Origin of the sequence: Rhizobium sp. N324 (genome assembly GCF_001664485.1) — a bacterium.
Lineage (GTDB): Bacteria > Pseudomonadota > Alphaproteobacteria > Rhizobiales > Rhizobiaceae > Rhizobium.
The window spans coordinates 1,140,888-1,161,931 of the sequence record NZ_CP013630.1; the positions used below are offsets into that span (position 1 = coordinate 1,140,888).

At 63.7% G+C, this 21,044-nt stretch carries 17 protein-coding genes and 1 tRNA gene; 9 read left to right on the forward strand and 9 right to left on the reverse strand.

What is annotated here, in order from left to right; genetic code table 11:
• The first annotated feature begins 184 nt into the window (after window positions 1-184).
• From relB to AMK05_RS05450, 4 genes are all read left to right on the forward strand, one after another.
• Window positions 185-409 (forward strand): type II toxin-antitoxin system RelB family antitoxin, encoded by a 225-nt coding sequence (relB, locus tag AMK05_RS05435; protein WP_064837223.1) that lies wholly within the window; start codon window positions 185-187, stop codon window positions 407-409.
• Window positions 393-662, forward strand: a complete 270-nt coding sequence (locus AMK05_RS05440) for a type II toxin-antitoxin system RelE family toxin (protein WP_064837225.1) — start codon at window positions 393-395, stop codon at window positions 660-662. The genes relB and AMK05_RS05440 overlap by 17 nt, the downstream gene beginning before the upstream one ends.
• 155 nt (window positions 663-817) lie before the next feature.
• Window positions 818-1,585: a DsbA family protein gene (locus AMK05_RS05445; protein ID WP_442966255.1), complete on the forward strand. Its 768-nt coding sequence runs from the start codon at window positions 818-820 to the stop codon at window positions 1,583-1,585.
• A gap of 255 nt (window positions 1,586-1,840) precedes the next feature.
• Window positions 1,841-5,302, forward strand: a complete 3,462-nt coding sequence (locus tag AMK05_RS05450) for a chromosome segregation SMC family protein (protein ID WP_064837230.1) — start codon at window positions 1,841-1,843, stop codon at window positions 5,300-5,302.
• A gap of 845 nt (window positions 5,303-6,147) precedes the next feature.
• Here AMK05_RS05450 and AMK05_RS05455 read toward each other — a convergent pair.
• Window positions 6,148-7,302, reverse strand: coding sequence for an IS4 family transposase (locus AMK05_RS05455; protein ID WP_064836331.1), 1,155 nt, complete (start codon window positions 7,300-7,302; stop codon window positions 6,148-6,150).
• 868 nt (window positions 7,303-8,170) lie between these two features.
• Here AMK05_RS05455 and ppdK point away from each other — a divergent pair.
• Complete coding sequence (gene ppdK, locus AMK05_RS05460; protein WP_064837232.1) at window positions 8,171-10,855, forward strand: pyruvate, phosphate dikinase; 2,685 nt, start codon at window positions 8,171-8,173, stop codon at window positions 10,853-10,855.
• 32 nt (window positions 10,856-10,887) lie between these two features.
• Here the strand turns inward: ppdK and AMK05_RS05465 are convergent, their stop codons facing one another.
• Both AMK05_RS05465 and AMK05_RS05470 read right to left on the reverse strand, forming a co-directional pair.
• Window positions 10,888-11,163 (reverse strand): hypothetical protein, encoded by a 276-nt coding sequence (locus AMK05_RS05465; protein ID WP_064837234.1) that lies wholly within the window; start codon window positions 11,161-11,163, stop codon window positions 10,888-10,890.
• A gap of 235 nt (window positions 11,164-11,398) precedes the next feature.
• Window positions 11,399-11,596, reverse strand: coding sequence for a hypothetical protein (locus AMK05_RS05470; RefSeq protein ID WP_029531594.1), 198 nt, complete (start codon window positions 11,594-11,596; stop codon window positions 11,399-11,401).
• Window positions 11,597-11,700: 104 nt separating this feature from the next.
• Here AMK05_RS05470 and AMK05_RS05475 point away from each other — a divergent pair, with 104 nt between their 5' ends.
• Window positions 11,701-11,946, forward strand: coding sequence for a hypothetical protein (locus AMK05_RS05475; protein WP_037073946.1), 246 nt, complete (start codon window positions 11,701-11,703; stop codon window positions 11,944-11,946).
• Window positions 11,947-11,955: 9 nt separating this feature from the next.
• Here the strand turns inward: AMK05_RS05475 and AMK05_RS05480 are convergent, their stop codons facing one another.
• The gene (locus AMK05_RS05480; RefSeq protein ID WP_064837237.1) at window positions 11,956-12,345 is read right to left on the reverse strand and encodes a hypothetical protein; all 390 of its coding nucleotides are present in this window, start codon (window positions 12,343-12,345) and stop codon (window positions 11,956-11,958) included.
• Window positions 12,346-12,688: 343 nt separating this feature from the next.
• Between AMK05_RS05480 and AMK05_RS05485 the strand changes: the two genes are divergently transcribed.
• Window positions 12,689-13,594: a DUF1499 domain-containing protein gene (locus tag AMK05_RS05485; protein ID WP_064837239.1), complete on the forward strand. Its 906-nt coding sequence runs from the start codon at window positions 12,689-12,691 to the stop codon at window positions 13,592-13,594.
• Between the two features lie 409 nt (window positions 13,595-14,003).
• On the opposite strand, the gene AMK05_RS05490 is transcribed toward AMK05_RS05485, so the two are convergent.
• From AMK05_RS05490 to AMK05_RS05505, 4 genes are all read right to left on the reverse strand, one after another.
• Window positions 14,004-15,335, reverse strand: a complete 1,332-nt coding sequence (locus AMK05_RS05490) for an IS1182 family transposase (RefSeq protein ID WP_082935607.1) — start codon at window positions 15,333-15,335, stop codon at window positions 14,004-14,006.
• Window positions 15,336-15,650: 315 nt separating this feature from the next.
• The gene (locus AMK05_RS05495) at window positions 15,651-17,396 is read right to left on the reverse strand and encodes an SDR family oxidoreductase (RefSeq protein ID WP_064837241.1); all 1,746 of its coding nucleotides are present in this window, start codon (window positions 17,394-17,396) and stop codon (window positions 15,651-15,653) included.
• A complete protein-coding gene (locus tag AMK05_RS05500) occupies window positions 17,393-17,842 on the reverse strand; it encodes a thiol-disulfide oxidoreductase DCC family protein (protein WP_064837243.1) in 450 nt (149 codons plus the stop codon). Before AMK05_RS05500 ends, AMK05_RS05495 begins: the two co-directional genes overlap by 4 nt.
• 21 nt (window positions 17,843-17,863) lie before the next feature.
• On the reverse strand, window positions 17,864-18,772 hold the full coding sequence (locus tag AMK05_RS05505; protein WP_064841286.1) for an MBL fold metallo-hydrolase: 909 nt from the start codon (window positions 18,770-18,772) through the stop codon (window positions 17,864-17,866).
• Window positions 18,773-18,937: 165 nt separating this feature from the next.
• Here AMK05_RS05505 and AMK05_RS05510 point away from each other — a divergent pair.
• Both AMK05_RS05510 and AMK05_RS33090 read left to right on the forward strand, forming a co-directional pair.
• Window positions 18,938-19,011, forward strand: a tRNA-Gln gene (locus tag AMK05_RS05510).
• 75 nt (window positions 19,012-19,086) lie between these two features.
• A complete protein-coding gene (locus AMK05_RS33090) occupies window positions 19,087-20,271 on the forward strand; it encodes a DNA cytosine methyltransferase (protein WP_082935708.1) in 1,185 nt (394 codons plus the stop codon).
• On the opposite strand, the gene AMK05_RS34415 is transcribed toward AMK05_RS33090, so the two are convergent.
• The gene (locus AMK05_RS34415; protein WP_064837245.1) at window positions 20,207-20,932 is read right to left on the reverse strand and encodes an MAE_28990/MAE_18760 family HEPN-like nuclease; all 726 of its coding nucleotides are present in this window, start codon (window positions 20,930-20,932) and stop codon (window positions 20,207-20,209) included. The genes AMK05_RS33090 and AMK05_RS34415 overlap by 65 nt on opposite strands.
• Window positions 20,933-21,044: the final 112 nt, after the last annotated feature.

Below are 21,044 nucleotides of genomic sequence, written 5' to 3' on the forward strand. Positions count from 1 at the left end.
CGCGGTAGTTCGAGAAGCCTACCCAGCCCTCCGTCGTGCTCTGGCTTGACCCGAGCATCCATGCACAAGCACCCTGCTGGTAGGGTTACTCAAAGCGTCGCTGAAATACGCATGCATATCTGAGAGGCTACTGGTGACCGAATGCTTCAAGTGCTATATTTGTATAGCAGACAGGAGAAAGATCATGCTGGCCTTGCGGTTGCCACCCGAAATCGAAGCACGACTCGATGAGCTTGCCAGGCGGACCGGCCGCAGCAAGAGCTTCTATGCCCGTCAGGCCATCCTCGAACATCTCGATGATCTCGAGGATATCTATCTCGCCGAAAAACGCCTCGAAGAGCTTCGGCGAGGGGAGAGTGATACCGTTTCGCTGGCCGAGTTGATGACGCGTCATGGCGTGGAGAATTGAGTTTCACCGGGCAGCCGAGCGTGAGCTTGAGAAGCTCGGACATGAGGCGGCTTGCCGAATCCTCCGATTTCTCAATGACCGCGTTGCAAGGCTGGACGATCCACGGTCCATCGGAGAGGCGCTTAAAGGGTCTGAACTCGGTGATTTCTGGAGGTACCGCGTCGGGGACTATCGAGTGATCGCAAGCATCGACGATGGGGCGGTGCGAATCCTCATCGTGCGTATCGGCAACCGCTGCGATGTCTATCGATGAAATCTACAAGCCGCCCGCTCGCAATTTTGCCTAGCGGTCCCATCGCGGTCACAATTCTTTGAAGGAAGTTGGCGAACCGTGGCTTGTGAGCGGCCGTCAGCCGTTATATCGCACAGTCACGCCGTCACTCTCATACCTATGGGGAACCCATGCAGATGTCCGAAATGCAACTGACGAAACGCCGCCTCCTGGGTGGCATCGCCATCGCCGCAGCTGCCGCAGCGCTTGCCGCCTGCAACGACAGCAAGGACGCTGCCGATGCTTCGTCCGGCAAGACCATGGCCGACGGCACCAATGTCGATACCATTGAGACGGCGGCGACGTCCGCCACCGAAATGCCGCAGTCGGACGGCGATGTCGATATGGCCGAAGTGCTGAAGCCCGGCGCTCTGCCGGAGATGGCGCTTGGTAAGGCCGATGCCCCGGTCAAGATCGTCGAATACATGTCGATGACCTGCCCGCACTGCGCCCATTTCCACAACACCACCTTCGATGCGATCAAGCAGAAATATGTCGACGCCGGCAAGGTGCAGTTCATCATTCGCGAATTCCCCTTCGATCCGCGCGCTGCCGCCGCCTTCATGCTCGCCCGCTGCAGCGCCTCCAATCCGGAGCAGCTGAGCACGCCGGAACAGTATTTCCCGATGGTCTCGATGCTGTTCAAGCAGCAGCAGGTCTGGGCCGCCGCCGATGACGGCCGCGCCGCGCTGCTGCAGATGTCGAAGCTGGCCGGATTTACTGAGGATAGCTTCACGAAATGCTTGACGAACCAGAAGCTTCTGGATGAAGTGAACGCCACGCGGGAAAGAGGTTCCAAGGATTTCGGCGTCAACGCCACGCCGACGTTCCTCATCAATGGCAAGCGCTACTCTGGAGACATGCCGGTTGAAACCTTGTCGAAGCTCATCGACAGCCTCATCTGAACCGGACCGTTTGACGAAGACGGGCGACGTTGAAAGCCGTGCGCCCGTTTTTTGTTTTCAGCGCAGTTTGCGGGTGTGGCCCCCTCATCCGCCTGCCGGCACCTTCTCCCCGCTGGGGCGAAGGGGATGTGCCGCGACGTCTCGATTCCCTCTTCTCCCCAGCGGGGGTCCGAAGGACGGGTTGAGACCAGTGGCTCAACCCCGGTCGGTGCCCGTAGGGCGGATGAGGGGGTTTCCTGCCGTGGATTTTTCCGCATGAAGTTCAACAAGCTGCGCCTGGTCGGCTTCAAATCCTTCGTCGAGCCGACGGAATTCATCATCGAGCGGGGATTGACCGGCGTCGTCGGCCCGAACGGCTGCGGCAAGTCCAACCTCGTCGAGGCGTTGCGCTGGGTGATGGGCGAGAATTCCTACAAGAACATGCGCGCCTCCGGCATGGACGACGTGATCTTTTCGGGATCGGGCAACCGCCCGGCCCGCAACACCGCCGAAGTGGCGCTCTATCTCGACAATGCGACGCGCACCGCGCCCGCCGCCTTCAACGATGCCGACGAGATCCAGGTCACCCGCCGCATCGAGCGCGAGCAGGGTTCGCTCTATCGCATCAACGGCAAGGAAAGCCGCGCCAAGGACGTGCAGCTGCTGTTTGCCGATGCCTCCACCGGCGCCCGTTCGCCCTCGATGGTCGGGCAGGGGCGTATCGGCGAGCTGATCCAGGCCAAGCCGCAGGCCCGCCGCCAGCTGCTCGAAGAGGCGGCCGGCATTTCGGGCCTGCATTCGCGCCGCCATGAGGCCGAACTGCGGCTGCGCGCCGCCGAAACTAATCTCGAGCGCCTCGACGACGTCACCTCGCAGCTCGAAAGCCAGATCGAGAGCCTGAAGCGCCAGGCCCGCCAGGCCAACCGCTTCAAGACGCTGTCAGCCGATATTCGCGCTCGCGAGGCGATGCTCTTGCATATCCGCTGGGTGCAGGCCAAGGAGGCCGAGGCCGAGGCCGACAGCGCGCTGAACCAGGCGACATCAGTCGTCGCCGAAAAGGCGCAGATGCAGATGGAGGCGGCCAAGAATCAGGGCATCGCCAGCCTGAAGCTGCCGGAACTGCGCGAGGGCGAGGCGCGTGCCGCCGCCGCCCTGCAGCGCCTGCAGATCGCCAGAAGCCAGCTGGAGGAGGATGCCGGCCGCATCCTGCGCCGCCGCGATGAACTCACCCGCCGTCTTGCCCAGCTTGGCGAAGATATTCGCCGCGAGGAGCGGCTGGTGGCCGACAATGCCGTCATCCTGGCAAGGCTCGATGCCGAAGAGGCCGAGATTGCGGAAGTGCTCGCCGATTCCGGCCGTTATGCCGAGGAAACCCGCGAAGCTTTCGAGGAAACGGCGGCAAAACTTGCCGACAGCGAGCGCATCTTCACCCAGCTGACGGCCGAGCGCGCCGAGGCCGCGGCCGGCCGCAACCAGCTGGAACGCGCCATCCGCGATCTCGCAGACCGCCGCATGCGCCTCGAGCGGCAGATGGACGACGCGAACCACGAACTATCAGCCATCGGCGACAAGATCGCCGGTCTGCCCGATCCCGAGGAAAAGCGCGCCATCGTCGAGGCCGGCGAAATCGCCCTTGCCGATGCCGAAGCTGCCGTCCAGGTCGTGGAGCAGGCGCTGGCATCAGCCCGCCAGACCGAGGTGCTGTCGCGCGCGCCCGTCGATCAGGCCCGCTCGGCGCTCAATGCGCTGGAAACCGAGGCCCGCACCATCTCCCGCATGCTCGCCGCCGGTGCCGCGGCCGGCAAATTTTCCCCGGTTGCCGAAGAATTGAAGGTCGATCGCGGCTTCGAGACCGCGCTCGGTGCCGCCCTCGGCGACGATCTGGAATCGCCGCTCGATGCTGAAGCGCCGGCCCATTGGTCTGAGAATGGCGATGGCGCCGGCGATGCTGCGCTTCCCGCAGGCGCCACACCGCTACTCGCCCATGTCCGTGCGCCGGCCGCGCTGACGCGCCGCCTGCGCCAGATCGGCCTGGTCGCCGATGGGGACGCAGAGCGCCTGATGGCGGCACTGCAGCCCGGCCAGCGGCTGGTGACAAAAACGGGTGCCGTCTATCGCTGGGACGGTCACGTGACGGGCGCCGACGCGCCGAGCGCCGCAGCGCTTCGCCTTGCCCAGAAGAACCGCCTCACCGAACTCGAAGGCGAGGCGGCTATTGCCCGCGACGTGCTTGCCGAAGCCGAGGAGCGGCAGGCCGCCGCCACTGATGCGATCCGGGTGGAAGAGCGCCGGCTCGCCGAAGCCCGCGACATGAGCCGGCTGTCGGCCCGTCATCTCGCCGAGGCGCGCGAAGCGCTGGTCGCGGCCGAGCGCGCCTCCGGCGATCTGATCCGCCGCCGCGATGTCGTCAGCGAGGCGGTCAGCCAGCTGGGCGCACAGCTGGAGGAGATCGGCATCCAGGAAGAGAATGCCCGCATCGAGCTCGAGGATGCGCCCGATCTCACCGCGATCGACGAGCGGCTGCGGTTCCAGCAGGCTGAGGTCGCGACCGATCGCGGCGCGCTCGCCGAGGCCCGCGCCCGCCATGAAAGCCTGGCGCGGGAAAACGAGGCCCGCCGCCGCCGGATCGTCGCGATCGGCCAGGAGCGGGAGACCTGGCGCCAGCGGGCGGCCAGCGGCGAGGATCAGGTCGCAACGCTGCGCGAGCGCGAGGAAGAGGCGCGCGAAGAGGCGGCCGAACTCGAAATGGCCCCGGATGAATTCGACGACAAGCGCCGCGCTCTGCTCAGCGAACTGCAGAAGGCCGAAGAGGCGCGCCGCAATGCCGGTGATCTCCTGGCCGAGGCCGAGCGCATCCAGCGCGAGGCCGACCACCAGGCGGCCACTGCATTGTCGGAGCTTGCCGAATGCCGCGAACGCCGCGGCCGCGCCGAGGAGCGGCTGGTTTCGGCCCGCGAGAAGCGGCAGGAAAGCGAAAGCCGCATCCGCGAAGTGCTGAACGTCGCGCCGCACGAGGCGCTGCAGCTGACTGGGCGCCCGGCCATGCAGGCGCTTCCCGACCCGCGCGAGGTCGAGCGTGAGCTCGAGCGCCTGCGGATCGAGCGCGAGCGGCTCGGCGCCGTCAACCTGCGCGCCGACGAGGAACAGAAGGAGCTGAGCGAGAAGCTCGAAGCGCTGATCAAGGAACGCGACGACGTCATCGATGCGATCCGCAAGCTGCGCGGCGCCATCCAGAGCTTGAACCGCGAGGGCCGCGAACGGCTGATCGCCGCCTTCGACATCGTCAACGCCCAGTTCCAGCGGCTGTTCACCCATCTTTTCGGCGGCGGCACCGCCGAGCTGCAGCTGATCGAATCCGACGATCCGCTGGAAGCCGGCCTGGAGATCCTGGCCCGGCCGCCCGGCAAGAAGCCGCAGACGATGACGCTGCTCTCCGGCGGCGAGCAGGCGCTGACGGCGATGGCGCTGATCTTCGCCGTCTTCCTCACCAATCCGGCGCCGATCTGCGTGCTCGACGAGGTGGACGCGCCGCTCGACGACCACAATGTCGAGCGTTACTGCAACCTGATGGACGAAATGGCGGCCTCCACCGAAACCCGCTTCGTCATCATCACCCACAATCCGATCACCATGGCCCGCATGAACCGCCTCTTCGGCGTCACCATGGCCGAACAAGGCGTCTCCACCCTCGTCTCCGTCGACCTGCAGACCGCCGAACGCCTGCGCGAGATCGCCTGAGGGTTCGCGTGGGGGCGTGCCGGCAGGAGGCGCGGACTGAAGGAGGCGCCAGCGCATTCCTATTCGGCGATCGCTGTTTTGCCGCAGAGGCCACCCCACCCTCCGTCCTCCTCGGGCTTGACCCGAGGATCCATGCGGCATCCACCAGCGCCAGACCGTGGATCCCAGGCTCAAGGCTGGGATGACGGAGATTGGGGGGCGAGCGGGGCAGGAGGCGCAAACTGGCAGTAGTCGGACGGCCAGGAGGCGCGGACTGGCAGGGGGCAGGCAGGAGGCGCCAGCGCATTCGCATCCGGCCACCCCTCACCATTTGGCCGCAAAGGTCACCCCACCCTCCGTCCTCCTCGGGCTTGACCCGAGGATCCATGCGGCATCCACCAGCGCCAGACCGTGGATCCCAGGCTCAAGGCCTGGGATGACGGAGATTGAGGGGACGAGCGGGCAGGAGGCGCGATCTGGCAGTGGTCGGACGGCCAGGAGGCGGACCGGCAGGAGGCGCCTCCCGCTTTCGTATCCGGCCACCCCTCGCTATCTTGCCGCGGAGGTCACCCCACCCTCCGTCCTCCTCGGGCTTGACCCGAGGATCCACGCGGCATCCGCCAGCGCCAGACCATGGATCCCAGGCTCAAGGCCTGGGATGACGGAGATTGAGGGGACGAGCGGGCAGGAGGCGCAAACTGGCAGCGGTCAGACGGCCAGGAGGCAGACCGGCAGGGGCGCGGGCCGGCAGGGATCGGAGAGCCAGGAGGCGCCTACCGCATTCGTATGCGGCCACCCCTCGCTATCTTGCCGCAGAGGCCACCCCATCCTCCGTCCTCCTCGGGCTTGACCCACTGCTGTCCGGTTTAACTTGCGGTGATGGGCAGTGATAATTGCCGTGGATCTGCTTTGGTGATTGCCGGCGGTCTTCGCAGGGCGCCGATTGCCCTGCGATGCATGATGTTGAGGCGCACGAGCCTTGAGAATGCGAGCGGCTGAGCGATGTCTTTCTGGGCTGCCTGGGCCATTCGCAGCAGCAGATAGGCAATGAGCGCGACGAAGACCTGGATGCGCACGGCATTTTCCGAGGTTCCGAGAAAATGCCGGATCTTCAGGTTCTGCTTGATCCATTTGAAGAAGAGTTCGATTTGCCAACGCTGCTTGTAAAGGGTGGCGATCTCGGCTGCCGGAGCGTCGAGGTCGTTGGTGATGAGGCGGATGACCTTGCCGGTCCTGATGCGGACGGCGATCTCGCGCACCGGATCCTGAAAGGGGTTCTGCCGGGAACCGGCGAGCCTTTGCGGCAGGAGCCCGATCCTGTCGAAGAGAATGCCCGCAGCTTCATCGGCTGGCTGTTCGGCGATCGTGGCGACGAGGGTATTGCTCTTCAGCCTGGTGACGAAACGGGCGCTCTTTCTATCGATCTCGGCCCACCAGGCAAAATCGTAATAGGCAAGATCGAAGACATAGGTGACGCCCGCAGCAATGTCGATCGCCCTGGCCGGGATGATGTCGTTCGTCCTCTGACCGGTCAGCGTCATGGCGAGCGGCGCGTCGGCGTGCGGATCGTAGCAGACATGCAGTTTGATGGCCCGTTTGCCGCCAACCATGTCGGCCCAGCCGCCATACAGCGAGGAGACCTGGACGCGTGTGGCATCCAATATACGCAGCGTATCGCCGATATGACGGCGTATCTTTCGACTGGCACGGGCAGCCATGACGGAGAACAGATCGGCAAACAAGGCTGCCGGGCGCTTGGCATTGGCATCCGCCAGCGTGGCACGGGCCACACTGCGAGCGCCCAGGTGATAAAGGTTCGCCTCGTGGCTGAGCAAGCCGGCCTCGATCTCGCGCAGGCTGGCAGCGCCCGACAACTGGCCAAAAAGCAGCGCCAGGAACTGCGACTTCGCCGTCAGCCGGCGCACCCGGTGGTCGGCATTATGCTTGTCCACAAGACGATCGAACACCGCCCACGGAATATACTGTTGAAGCTGGTGAAAAACGCTATTCTCGTGCCGCATGACATTGATCTCCAATTCGTGTCCAGAACGCCGCGAAACGTCTGAAAACGAATAGAATCAATGCCATGCAACCTGTCCAGATATTTTAACCGGACAGCAGTGGGCTTGACCCGAGGATCCATGCGGCATCCGCCAGCGCCAGGCCGTGGATCCCAGGTGCCTCGAATGACGAAGATGGAGGAGGCGGAGCCACGTATGAGGGCGGTTGGCGGGAGGGGCGCGATCATATTCAGTAACAACTCGCCATAAGGCGTGATATCCGGCACGGAAAAATTGCCGGTATCATAGGCTGAAATGGTCAGGCCGAAGACCGGATCCGGCTGAAAACGCCCGCACTTTCGCCGGAATTCGCGTAAGCACCAAAAAAGGTCGGCTTCTTTGCGCTCTGTACCCCATTTGGGTGATGCTCTTTGCGATGACTTGCATTAGAAGTTGTTTCAACGCAACCTGATGCTTCAGCGCAAGCGTGGGCGGTCAACGTTGCTTATTGTCGAATTTGCATGCGGTTTTCCGGGCAGAGGGCAAGGACCGGGAAATCTGGGGCAATTCCTGCGAAACGCGCCAAGCGGCTTTCACAGGAATTGCGTGAAGATGAAGCGATAGGGCATTCCATTATTTGAGGAAAGTGCCCTGGGTTGAGGGACCCCCCGTCCGGTTTTCCTGGCCGGACGGAAACAAGGCTTTGCGGGACCTGTTGCAGTCCCGCAAAGCTTTTTTTATGCCGCCTTCTCTGTCCGGCGATGTTTCAATCGTTTCGAACGCCGCGGCGCCGAAGATTTATTGTGCAACGCAACATTCCGCCGCATTTGTCGATTTTCATTTCAACACCAACGGATTAAGCTAATCCCGGTTTGGTGTTGGGGGGAAGATGACCAAGTGGGTCTATACGTTCGGCGACGGGCAGGCTGAGGGCCGGGCGCGCGATCACGAGATTCTAGGCGGCAAGGGCGCCAATCTGGCGGAAATGTGCGCGCTGGGATTGCCGGTTCCGCCGGGGCTGACGATCGTCGGCGATGCCTGCAACACCTATTATAGGAATGGCCGCCATATCGAGGATGGGCTGAAGGCCGAGGTGCGCGCCGGCATATCAGGCATAGAGGCGATCACCGGCCGCCGCTTTGGCTCCGGCAGCCAGCCGCTGCTGCTTTCGGTGCGCTCCGGCGCCCGTGTTTCCATGCCTGGCATGATGGACACGGTGCTCAATCTCGGCCTCAACGACGAGACGGTGCAGGCGCTCGGCCATGATGCCGGCGACGCGCGTTTTGCCTGGGACAGCTACCGCCGCTTCATCCAGATGTATGCCGACGTGGTCATGGGCCTCGGCAACGATGCCTTCGAAGAGATTCTCGAAGACGAGAAGGCCAAGCTCGGCCATGAAACCGATACCGAACTCAGCGCCACCGAATGGCAGCATATCGTTTCCCTCTACAAAAGGCTGATCGAGGAGGAGCTGGAGCAGGAATTCCCGCAGGATCCCGAGGTTCAGCTCTGGGGCGCGGTCGGCGCGGTCTTCTCAAGCTGGATGAGCGCGCGCGCCGTCACCTACCGCCAGCTCCACAATATTCCCGGAGCCTGGGGCACGGCGGTCAATATCCAGGCGATGGTCTTCGGCAATCTCGGCAATGCCTCGGCCACCGGCGTCGCCTTCACCCGCAACCCTTCGACTGGCGAGAAGGCGCTTTACGGCGAATTCCTCGTCAATGCGCAAGGCGAGGATGTCGTTGCCGGCATCCGCACGCCGCAAAGCATCACCGAGGAGGGGCGTATTTCCTCCGGCTCGGAAAAACCCTCGATGGAAAAGCTGATGCCGGAGGCGTTTCGCGAGCTCTGCCGCATCTGCAGCGAGCTCGAGATCCATTACCGCGACATGCAGGATATCGAATTCACCATCGAGCGCGGCAAGCTGTGGATGCTGCAGACCCGCGCCGGCAAGCGCTCGACCCGGGCGGCGATGAAGATCGCCGTCGACATGGTCGATGAGAAGGTGATTACCGAGGAGCAGGCGGTGCTGCGCATCGAACCCTCCAGCCTCGATCAACTGCTGCATCCGACGATCGATCCGCGTGTCACCCGCCAGGTGATCGGCACCGGCCTGCCGGCTTCGCCCGGGGCGGCGACCGGCGCCATCGTCTTCACTGCGGAAGAGGCCGTCGAGGCCGAGGCCGAGGGCCGCAAGGTCATTCTGCTCCGGGTCGAGACCAGCCCGGAGGATATTCACGGCATGCATGCCGCCGAAGGCATCCTGACGACCCGCGGCGGCATGACCAGCCATGCGGCGGTCGTTGCCCGCGGCATGGGCATCCCCTGCGTCGTCGGCGCCGGCACCATGCGCATCGATCAACGCAACGAGCGGCTGCTTGGCGTCGGCGTCATCCTGAAGAAGGGCGACATCATCACCATCGACGGCTCGGCCGGCCAGGTGCTGAAGGGCGAGGTGCCGATGATCCAGCCGGAACTGTCAGGCGATTTCGGCCGCATCATGGGCTGGGCCGACCGCGCCAGGCGGATGACGGTGCGCACCAATGCCGATACGCCGGCCGATGCGCGCGCCGCCCGCTCCTTCGGCGCCGAGGGCATCGGCCTTTGCCGCACCGAGCACATGTTCTTCGAGGGCGAGCGCATCCATGTCATGCGCGAAATGATCCTGGCCGTCGATGAGACGGGCAGGCGGCTGGCGCTCGACAAGCTGCTGCCGATGCAGCGCCTGGATTTCACCGGCCTCTTCACCGTCATGCACGGCCTGCCGGTGACGATCCGCCTGCTCGACCCGCCGCTGCACGAATTCCTGCCGAAGACCGATGACGAGGTCGCCGAAGTCGCCTTCGCCATGGGCATGGAGGCGCAGGCGCTGCGCCAGCGCGTCGATGCGCTGCACGAGTTCAATCCGATGCTCGGCCATCGCGGCTGTCGGCTGGCGATCTCCTATCCCGAGATCGTCGAGATGCAGGCCCGCGCCATCTTCGAGGCGGCGGTTGAAGCAGCTAAGGAGACCGGGGCAGCCGTCGTGCCCGAGATCATGGTGCCGCTGGTCGGCCTGCGCTCCGAGCTCGATTACGTCAAGGCCCGCATCGACGAGGTCGCCGGCAATGTCATGGCCGAGGCCGGCATGAAGATCGATTATCTCGTCGGCACGATGATTGAGCTGCCGCGCGCCGCCCTTCGCGCCCATGTGATTGCCGAAGCCGCCGAATTCTTCTCCTTCGGCACCAACGACCTGACGCAGACCACCTTCGGCATTTCGCGCGACGACGCCTCCGCCTTCATCCCCACCTATCAGCGCAAGGGCATCATCGAGCACGATCCCTTCATCTCGCTCGATTTCGACGGGGTCGGCGAATTGATCAGCATCGCCGCCGAACGCGGCCGGCGCACCCGCAACGACATGAAACTCGGCATCTGCGGCGAACATGGCGGCGACCCGGCCTCGATCCGATTCTGCGAGACGATCGGGCTGGATTATGTCTCCTGCTCGCCGTTCCGCGTGCCGATCGCCCGATTGGCGGCGGCGCAGGCGGTCATATCTGGCGGTCTGAAAGACCTCCGGGGGAAATAGTCAGCCCGCGGCAGCCCGTTGGGCGCCGGGGATCAATGATGATACCGCCAGCGATCGCGGTAGATATAGGGCCCGTTCAGATCCCAGGCCATGCTCTGCATCATCTCCGCACTCTGCGCCCGCGATTCGGCCCGCCGGTCGAGATCGATGCGCTGCAGGCAGGTGGCGAAACCATCGGTGCCGCGGCGGAAGCCATAACTCAGACACCGCTGCTCATCCGCCGCCCGCCGCTCCTCCGGCGTCATCGTTTGGCAGGCGGATAGGACGGCGATAGTGGCGAGAAGGGTGATGAGGAGAGCGATGCGCATTGGTGTCTTCCTTGCTTTTCCCTGAGGAAATGCCATTCGGGTGCGGGCGTCAAGCGAGGAGATGGGCGAGGCCCGCCCCTCATCCGCCTGCCGGCACCTTCTCCCCGTAAACGGGGCGAAGGGGATATGCCGCGACCTCTCCGTCTCTCGCCAACGTCTTGCGGGGCACGTCCCCTCTCCCCGTCAAAACGGGGAGAGGGCTAGGGTGAGGGGCAGCCACACGGCAAAGCCAACATCAAGCCGCCCCGGCCGGATCCCCGATCGGCAGCAGTGCCGGATCGAGCGGCGGATCCTGCGGGTTCTTCGTATCGCCGGGGTCCTGGGCAGGCGTCAGCGGCGGTTTTTCCTGGATGCGGTCGGGAATGCCGGGTGTCGGCGTCGGCCCGCGCGGGGTGTCGGTTGTCGGTGTTGGGATGGGATCTCTGTTCGGCATGATCGCCTCCTTTTCAAAAAAGGAACGGCATCCCTGGCATATGGTTCCACTTTCACGCGCCGGCATTCCTCTGTATGAGGAGAGCCTCACGCATGAGGACGAGCATGGCCATCCGCGATCGATTTTCGAAAAAACTGAACTGCCCGCAATGCGGCAATGAGGGCTTTGCCGAGGCCTCGGAGATCGACGATCCCAAGCGCAAGCACCCGGATTTCAAGGTCGATCAGCTGCCGCGCGGTTTTGGCGTGCAGCGCCCGTCCAACCATCAGGAGAGCTTCATGCTCAAATGCGAATGCGGCCGCAAGTTTCCCTTCCGCAGCCTGGCGGAGGCTGCGGCGGAACGGCGTTAATTCAAAACGTCAGATCCGCTCCAGCAGCTCGACGAAGGCATCGGCGAAGCGCACCAGATGCCCGGTGTCCTCATCCGGCGCCTGCATGCGGATTTCGGTGCCGGCGTAATCGAGCAGCGCCAGCACAACGCGCATCTCGCTTCCGCCATCGGGAATGCGCAGCACGGCGATGCGCCGGCAATCGGCGATAAGGCCGCCGGCCGGCAGGTCGAACAGCAATTCGCCGCCGGCCCGGTTCGCCGCCTGGCGCACCGCCTCGCAGAAACCGGCATCGCCGCCGGCATAACCTTCGAGCGAAAGTTCGAGCTCGACGAGTTCCATCGGCAGCATCGGTTCGCCGTGGTCGATCCCGCCAAGCGCAGACGCCTGCGGCCTCGCTGCTATCTCGGGTGAAATCATCCCGTCTCTCCTTGCCTTTGAATTCGGAGATGAAACCGCGGCAGAATGGCCCCTTTTTGCCATATCAGCAAGGGCTCATGAAATGGCCCGGCCATCGCCTCGACCGTCTCGGGAGAATTCCCGCTGATATTCGAAGACAACAGTTTCAATTCAGCCGAATCTTACGCAGATCGGATGATTTTACGTCGGGCTGGCCTAAAATCCGAATCCGGATCCAAATCAAAGAAATAGAGCATGATGTCGTCCGAAAACCGCTTCACACTTTTCGGCATCATGCTCTAAACAGGGATATGGCGATTTGCGTGGTTGAAGGCGCGGCGCTGACGAGCAACCGGTAAGTTTGATGGCCATCCGTTACGACCGTCCCGTTTCCAGCGCCGCCCGCTTTGCGCGGCTGCTCGGGGCGTTTTCGGTGGTGCTGGCGCTGGCGGTGCTGATCGCCCATCGTTTCGGCGGGCTGGCCACCCCCTATCTCGTGCTGCTGCTGATCGCCGCCGCCGGCTGCGGGCTGCTGGCCGCGCTTTTGGCCGCCGTCGGTCTGCGCAGCCTCTGGACATCGGGCGCCGAAGGCGGGCTGGCGGCCCTTGCCGCGCTGATCTATGCCGCCTTTCCGCTTACGATCGGCGCCTTTGCCGCCGAGCAATATCTCAGCCTGCCGGATATCTACGACGTCTCCACCGATCCGGTCTCGGTGCCGGACTGGCTGTCGGCCCAGAACGCCGACCAGATCTGGCTGAAGCGCAATCCGGTGACGCCGGAGGATCGCGAAAAGCAGCTGGCTGCCTATCCCGAGCTGACCGGCCGGCGTTATGAGGGCGCGCTCGACCGGGTGCTGGAGGCGGTGCGCAAGGTCGCCAAGCAGAGCGGCTTCACCATCGTCCGGAGCACCGGCACCAGCGAGCCGGACCGCGACCCGGAGGACGGACCGGCAAAGCCCGGTGCCGGCGATGAGGCCGTTGCCGATGCGCCCGGCATCATCCCCGTGCCGACGCCGCGCCCCTATGACGATGATGTCGCCAAGTTGATCCGCGGCGCCAACGGCGTGACGCTGCAGGCGACCAACCGCACGCTGATCCTCGGCCTGCGCTTCGATATCCTCATTCGGCTCCGCGAAGAAGCCGAAACCACCTTCGTCGACATCCGCGTCGCCTCCCGCTACGGCCAACACGACCTCGGCTTCAGCGCCGCGATCGCCGGCGATTATCTGAAGGCGCTGGACGCCGAACTGCTGGGGATTGCGGGTGGGTGAGCCGCGGTGCCGCCAAAGGCGGCAGCAATCGATCCAGTGAATCGATTGCAGCGGCGAACGCCCTGAGCCCAAAGCGAAGGGCCGGGAGAGGGTGCGGCTGGCTCAAAGCCCCTACGGTGCCACAAGTTCCACATCGCTGCGGTATCGCCGATCAAGCCGGCCCGCACAACGATCAGCCCTCATCCTGAGGTGGCCCCGCAGGGGGCCTCGAAGGACGAGGGCGGGTGGCCGCGGTGGCCAGCCCCGTCCTTCGAGGCTTCGCCCTTTGGGCTACGCGCCTCAGAGCTTGTGAAGCTTTTGAATCCGGCGCGTTTTTGGCCGATCTTGGCTGGCCGATGCAGTCGAGCGTCAGGCGATTGCGCGCTGCGTTCGGATGGTCGCGTGTTGGTGTCTGGGTGGTGACAGTGGCTCAGCCCTTGGCAAGCCGATGGCCTTGCAAGATATTGTTGGTGAGTGCGTAGCAGAGCACGACGGCCTGGACCTTTTCGATGCCGCGCACCGTCAATTGTCGCAGATTCCAGTTGCGCCAGCGGGCATGGACGCATTCGCAGATCGATCGGGGTTTGTACTGAGCCTTGCCCGCCTCGCTTGCCATGCGGGCCCGCCAGGCCGACACACCCGGACCGTCGCCGCGGCGCGGCAAGAAGGGATCGGTTCCGTGCTTGGACTGAGTGGGCGGACAAAAGACCTCAACCCCTTCGCCGTGCGCCCACTCGATATCTTCAGCGCTGCCAAAGCCGCCATCGGCGAGATAGCGCCGCGGCAGATGGCCGCTTAGCGCGCGCAACCGCTCCAGCATCGGCCGCATGAGGCCGCGATCGGAGCCGGCATTGGTCACCTCGAGCCCGACCACGAACTGCTCACCGGCCGTGCTCGCAACCTGCACATTATAACCCGGGCGGAAGCCGCCGTCGGCCATCTTCATCACCCGCGCCTGTGCATCCGTGCTGGAGGCGCGCGGCTCCTTCGGCTTTTTGCCATTGCCGCGCTTTTCTTCGCGCGCCTGGCGATGGCGCTCGATCTCGTCAAGAGCGACCTGGGCTGCTCTGAGCCGCTCGCCGCGCTCGCGCGCCGCCCGCTCCCTGGCCGCCTCGATGCGCCGAGTGCTGGCATCCGAACGCGCATCGACCTCGTGCTTGAGCTGATCCACAACCGCCTCGGCAATGGAAAGATGCCGATCAAGCGTCGCTTTGCGGCCGAACGAGGCCGCACCCGCGCTTGCCCGGACCCGCACGCCATCCTGCGCCAGACAATCGAGAGTGACGAGGCCGGCACCGGCAAGCGCCGCCAGATGCTCGGCAAGCAGCCGGTCGAGCAAATCGGCGCAACCAACCCGAAAATCCGACAGTGTGTGATAGTTCACCGAGACACCGCCGCACAGCCAGCGATAGACGTCGTGGCTCCCGCACTGCCGTTCCAGCGCCCGCGCGCTGCCGACGCCGTCGCTGCTGGCATAGAGCCACAGCGCCAGCAAAAGCCGTGGCGAAATCGGTGGATGGCCTGGCCGGTGCTCACGCGCCTTGATCCGATCTTCGAGCGTGCTCAGATCCAGTCCCTCGACATAGTTCCAAATGACCCGCACCGCATGATCCTGGCCGATCAAGCTGTCGATATCGACGGCACGCAACTCGATCTGATCGCGCACCGGCTCACGCATGCGCGCCGCTCCGCGTCCCACCTGAGCACTTCGCCGCGCTCCATGCACCGGCAATCCTTCGAACAGGTCGTCGCCCACCATCATCCCCCAAGCAAATCAACGACCCAACAGAATCACAATCCAATCGCCTCCGCTACCAAACATTCACAGGCTCTCAGGATGAGGCTGGAGAGAGGTGCGTGCCGCGCCGCCCCCCTCTGCCCTGCCGGGCATCTCCCCCACAGGTGGGGAGATCGGCTGGGCTCGCTGGCTTCCCCAAACAACGGACGTCGCAGCCCGACGAAACGGTAGAGGGGTGCGAAGGTCTAGTCACTTGTGTTCTCCCCACCTGTGGGGGAGATGCCTGGCAGGGCAGAGGGGGCTCACACGGCAGGCCGGCTGAGGTGAGGAAGAACGACCTCACTCCACCACCAACCACCCCGTATACCGCACCACCAACCCCGTCAGCCGCCCGCCGATCTCCACGTGGAAATGGAACCGCCCCTCACGCGCCTCCTCGAACGTCTCCCCGCCCGGCGCCAGAAACAGCGGCAGCGGAACCCCAAGAAACCGCCAGCCGCGCACCACCAGCCGCAGCCTTTCCCCCTCCGGCACCAGCGCCACCAGCACCCGGAACGGCCCGAAGGCTTCGGCGAGCAGGTGGCGGTCGCGGTCCTTGCCCTCGAGCTGCTGGCTGTGGAAGCTCTTACCGCCGAAATCTCGCGTCCAGATCTCCTTCTCGCCATCGGCGGCGAAGCGCACCGTGACCGGCACATCCTCGCCCGCCGGGGGAAAGCCGATCAGCCGGGCGACGATCCTCGCCAGCCAGCCGCTGCCGCGCTCGACCCGCGCCCGGCCGGAGGCGGTGCGGGCGCCGCCGCCAGGGCCGCCCGAATACCCGCCCGCATGCATGGCTGATATCGCCGGCGGCAGCCGCGCGAAGGCGCTGCCGAGAACCCTGTGGTAAAGCGGCAGGCCGGCGCCCTCGCTTTCCGCCCTGATCCCCGTCGTAATCGAAAACCGCCGGAATTCCGCCTCGAAATCCTCCAAGCGCAATTCCCCCGTCGCCGGCCGCGCGCCACTTTCCGGCCTGATGCCGCCGAGCTGCCGGCGCACCAGCGCCGCCACGCCGGTGACCGGAATGAACGGCCCGTCATCCCCCTCGGCAATCAGATGCCAGCCGCAGGCAAGCGGCTTGCCGGCGGCATCGAGGCCGCTCAGGCGCACGAACATGCCGCCGCGATGCTCGCCGATCGCCAGGCCGTGGCTCGCCCGCTGCATGAGCCGCGCAAACGGCGTGAGCGACGGCAGCAGCTTCCGCCGCGTGAGACCTGCCGCAAAGCCGAGCAGCCGCTGCAGCAGCTGCGGCTCCGTACCGACCCCGGTGAAGCTCGATTGCAGGCCGGCAAAGCGGCCCGGCAGCAGCGCCAGATCCGGCGCATCGACCAGCAGGAACTCCCGGCTCTTCAGCGGCGGCACGCCGGGCGGGGCGATCGTCACCCGCATCGCCTCGATCAGCCCCGGCGCCAGCGCCGACCGCCCCTGCCGCAGCACCGAGACCGGCTTGCCGGCATAACTCGCGATCGCCCTGACGACATTGAGGCCGATCTTCACATGCGCCGACGGGGCAATGCCGGCGGCCACCGCATCGATCCGGGAAAACCGCGGTGCCATCACATCGAGCGCGGCGAAGGACAGCGCCGGCAGGCTGCTGAGGCCGGAAAGCGCAAAAACCCCCTTCGCTCTCGCCTCGGCATCGAGCCCGCCGATGGCGGCGACGAAGCCGGTGCTGTCGGCGAGATCGGCATAATCGATGTCGAGCCCGATGCAGGCGCGCACGACCTTATAGGGGTCTTGCCCAAAACTCTGGAACGGCCCGGAGGCATCGATGACGAGATCCGGCCGCAGCCGCGTCAGCTGTTCGGTGAGATCGCCGTCGCGATCGAAGGCCACTGCCTGCAGCGTTGCCCCGAGATTGCCGCTTCCCAGGCCCTCGGATCCATCTTTCGGGGATCTGAGATCGGCCACGAAATCGTCGGCCTTCTCAAGCGACCGCCCCCCGATCAGCAGCCTGAGCCGCGGTTCATCGCCAAGCAGCCGCGCCAGCCGGCCGCCGAAGGTACCGTAGCCGCCGATGATCAGCAGCGAGAGCCGCTCGCCGCTCATGCGATGAAACGGCTGCGCTGCTCCGCCGTCGGCACCATGCAGCTCTGCCGGCCGGCGATCTTCAGCCGGTTGCGGGCGATGAATTCATAAAGCGTATCGGCAAGGCGGCGCGGCAGCAGCCGGAAGAGTTTCACCAGCGAATAGGGAAAGCCGAGGCCGGCCACCATGCGGATCGACCCGTCCGACTTGAAGAAGGCGCGGCCATTCTCGATGAGGATATTGGTTTCATAATCGCGCTCGTTCAGCCCATAATGCCGGTAGAGCGCGGCGCCGAGCGGCGACTGGGCGGCGAGGAAGCGGTATCGCCGCTGCCTGTCGTGCTTCAGCGCGAATTTCACCCAGCCGGAGCAGAAGACGCATTCGCCATCGAAGATGATCAGCGGCTGGTCATCGGCAAAATCCGGCACATCGGCATCATCGCGATAGCTGTAAGCGGCACGCGCCATGGTAATCTCCCCATCTCAGGCTTACAACAGCCGGTAGGTGGCGGCAAGAGAAGGCGGCCCATCCGCCGCGATCTCGCCGCGCTCGACGAGATCCTCGATATGGGCGAGCACCGAAAGCGCCGCCGCCCCATGCAGCTTCGGATCGGTATCGCGATAGATCGCCTTCACCATCTCCGTTATCGCGCGGTCGCCCGCCCGGATGCGCTCGATGATCGCCCGCTCGCGCCCCAGCCGATGCGCCTTCAGGCCCTGCAGGAAGGCGGCGGGCTCTGTCACCGGCCCGCCATGGCCGGGCAACAGCAGGCGGTCCTGGCGCTCCATCAGCCGCTCGAGCGAGGCCATGTAATCGGCCATCGACCCATCCGGCGGTGCGACGATCGAGGTCGACCAGGCCATGACATGATCGCCGGAGAACAGGAGATCGCGGCCTTCGAGCGCGAAGGCGGCATGATTGGCCGTGTGCCCCGGTGTGGCCACCGAGGTCAGCGACCAGCCATCGCCGGAGAGGGTCTGACTGTCACTGAGCGCGATATCCGGCACGAAGGCGAGATCCGAGCTTTCGGAAAAGGGATTGATCTCGCCATCCCGAAGCGGCCGCGCCGGCCGATGCGGCCCCTGGCCCACCGTCACCGCCGCCGTTTCCGCCTGCAGCCGGCGGGAAAGCGGCGAGTGGTCGCGATGCGTGTGGCTGACGAAGATATGCGTCACCTCCCGGCCGGCAAGTGCCGCCATCAGCGCCTGATAATGCGCCTCGTCCTCCGGCCCGGGATCGATGACCGCGACCGAGGAGCCGCCGACGATATAGCTGTTGGTGCCGTAAAAGGTGAAAGGCCCGGGATTCTCCGCCGTGATCCGCTCGACCCCTGAAACCACCGGCACGGCGCGCCCATAGGCCGGCTCGAAAGCAAGGTCGAATGCGGGGCTTTCCATGAAGGCGATGATCTCGCGGCCGATGACGTCGCCCATTCCTAGCATGGGCCGCTGCACTCTGCAGCGCATAAATCTGCGCGAGGCGCAACTTAGTCATTGTGACGGACGGAGAGCTTTGCTAATCAGGCGTCGATTTGAGCGGGCGCTTTGCGCCGGAAGCTCTGGTGGGGCGTCGCCAAGCGGTAAGGCAACGGTTTTTGGTACCGTCATCCCTGGTTCGAATCCAGGCGCCCCAGCCATGATTTTTTGAAACAAAATGTTGAAATTTGCAAAATCCCCTCGAGTTGGTGCGGGTAGTTCGCTATTATGCTTCTATGAAGCACGAATCTCTCTCAACGCTGCCCCACTCTCTTCGCGTCGTAAGTTTATTTAGTGGAATAGGAGGCTTCGAAGTTGGTTTGCATCGAGCCGGTCATAAAACCGTATTTATGTGTGAGAGCGATCCGTATGCACAACAAGTGCTGCGTAATCGATTTCCAGAGACAGAACTTCATTCCGACGTCACTCGCCTTTCAAGCTTACCCGCCTGCGATTTGGTGACTGCTGGTTGGCCCTGCCAAGATATAAGTCTCGCTGGAACAACCTCAGGACTCGCGGGAACGCGCTCGGGGCTGATCGAGGAAGTGTTTCGGTTGGTGGGGAACATGCCGAAAAAGCCCGCCTACATTCTTCTTGAGAATGTCGCGTTCGCAGTTGAGTTGCGTAAGGGCGAAGCCATTAGGTATGTAACTGAGAGACTTGAGCAGCTTGGCTACGATTGGGCGTATAGAATTCTCGACACTCGGCTCTTCGGTCTGCCGCAGCGGCGCAGGAGGCTCTATGTACTGGCTTCTAGGGTCGGCGATCCATCTCAACTCATCTTCGACGGCGCCGCTGCCTCTATGGCTGGTCCCAACGCCGAGGCAAGGAAGGTCGGTTTCTATTGGACAGAGGGCAACAGGGGAACCGGATGGTCACCTGACGCTCTGCCCCCCCTTAAAGGTGGATCCACTGTAGGCATTCCTTCCCCGCCTGCGGTTTGGGACAGAGATAATGGAAGCTTCTTTCAGCCTGGGATTGAGGATGCGGAGCGTCTACAAGGCTTCATACCAGGGTGGACTGAAGCAGCGACTTCAATCCCCCGCGGGGAGCGAAAGCGGTGGATGCTTGTAGGAAATGCTGTGAGCGTCCCCGTTGCAGAATGGATTGGGAGAAGGCTAGCAGTTGACGGCATATCATCGCCCGGGGATCTTCAAAATCTGAGGCGGTCCGAAAAGGAATTCGCAAGGGCCGGCAAGAAGACAGCTGGAGCATCGCGGCAGTTTTTTGAACCGACCAGCGAAGGCCCTGCCGACTGCCACGTTGTTACGTTGGATGATTTTGGCTTCAAGCAGCCGAAGGCTCTTTCGGCTCGCGCGTTGGCTGGGTTCACTTCAAGGTTTGAAGCGGCCCCGCTCAAAAAGCATCCTGATTTTCTACGAGACCTGCGGCAAGCCCTACAGGGAGTGGCACCACATTAAGGTAGCCCCGATTTGTTTGGTATTCTTCGAGCGCTGTCACATATGACGTCATGAAGCGGCTGACTCGTCCTAGGATGTCGAGTAGTTCCTTTGCTGTAATGGCTGATCCCGCCTCTTCAAATGTCTCCAGCCCGTGCGCCAAGGCATTGCGGCGTTTTCGGATGTTCTCAAGGTCAGCCCCGCCCAGCGTGCCGGCAGGTGCGCCCCAATTCAGACCTAATACGTCCTTGAACCGGAAAACGTGATCTTGCCCAAAATTTCCGCTAAAAGGAAGCCTCTCTCGCTCTGATTCCGTCCATTGCAGGATATTAGCCGCTAGTGGAGCAATGTTTGTCAGAATAGTTCCGTGGCTAAACCCGTCCTGCATCTTCTTTAAAAATTTCGCTTGAAGTATATCGAGTCTCCAGTATTCAGAGACAGCGTGAAATTGAAGGTTTTCTTGCTCTATCGAACTCCTCATCGATTCGAACACTTCTCGCATCGCGGATTCTATTGCATTATACATCATAACGTAAGCAGATGCCCGCGAGGCGGCGACGAGCCGGCTTCGTTGCAGGTGGGACCGCGGGTTTGATTTTAGTCGCTTTTCCATATCCCTTAAGGTCTCAAGAACCTGTTTGATATCTTCAAATCTGCGTGTCATCTCAGGGAGAGCGCTCATGCCACACCTAACAACTTATCTCGGACGAATTCGACACGGCTACGCAGTCTTGGACCACTGTTGCTAGCGTCGGTGCGGATCATCTGGAGGAAATCAGGGTGATCTAACCAAT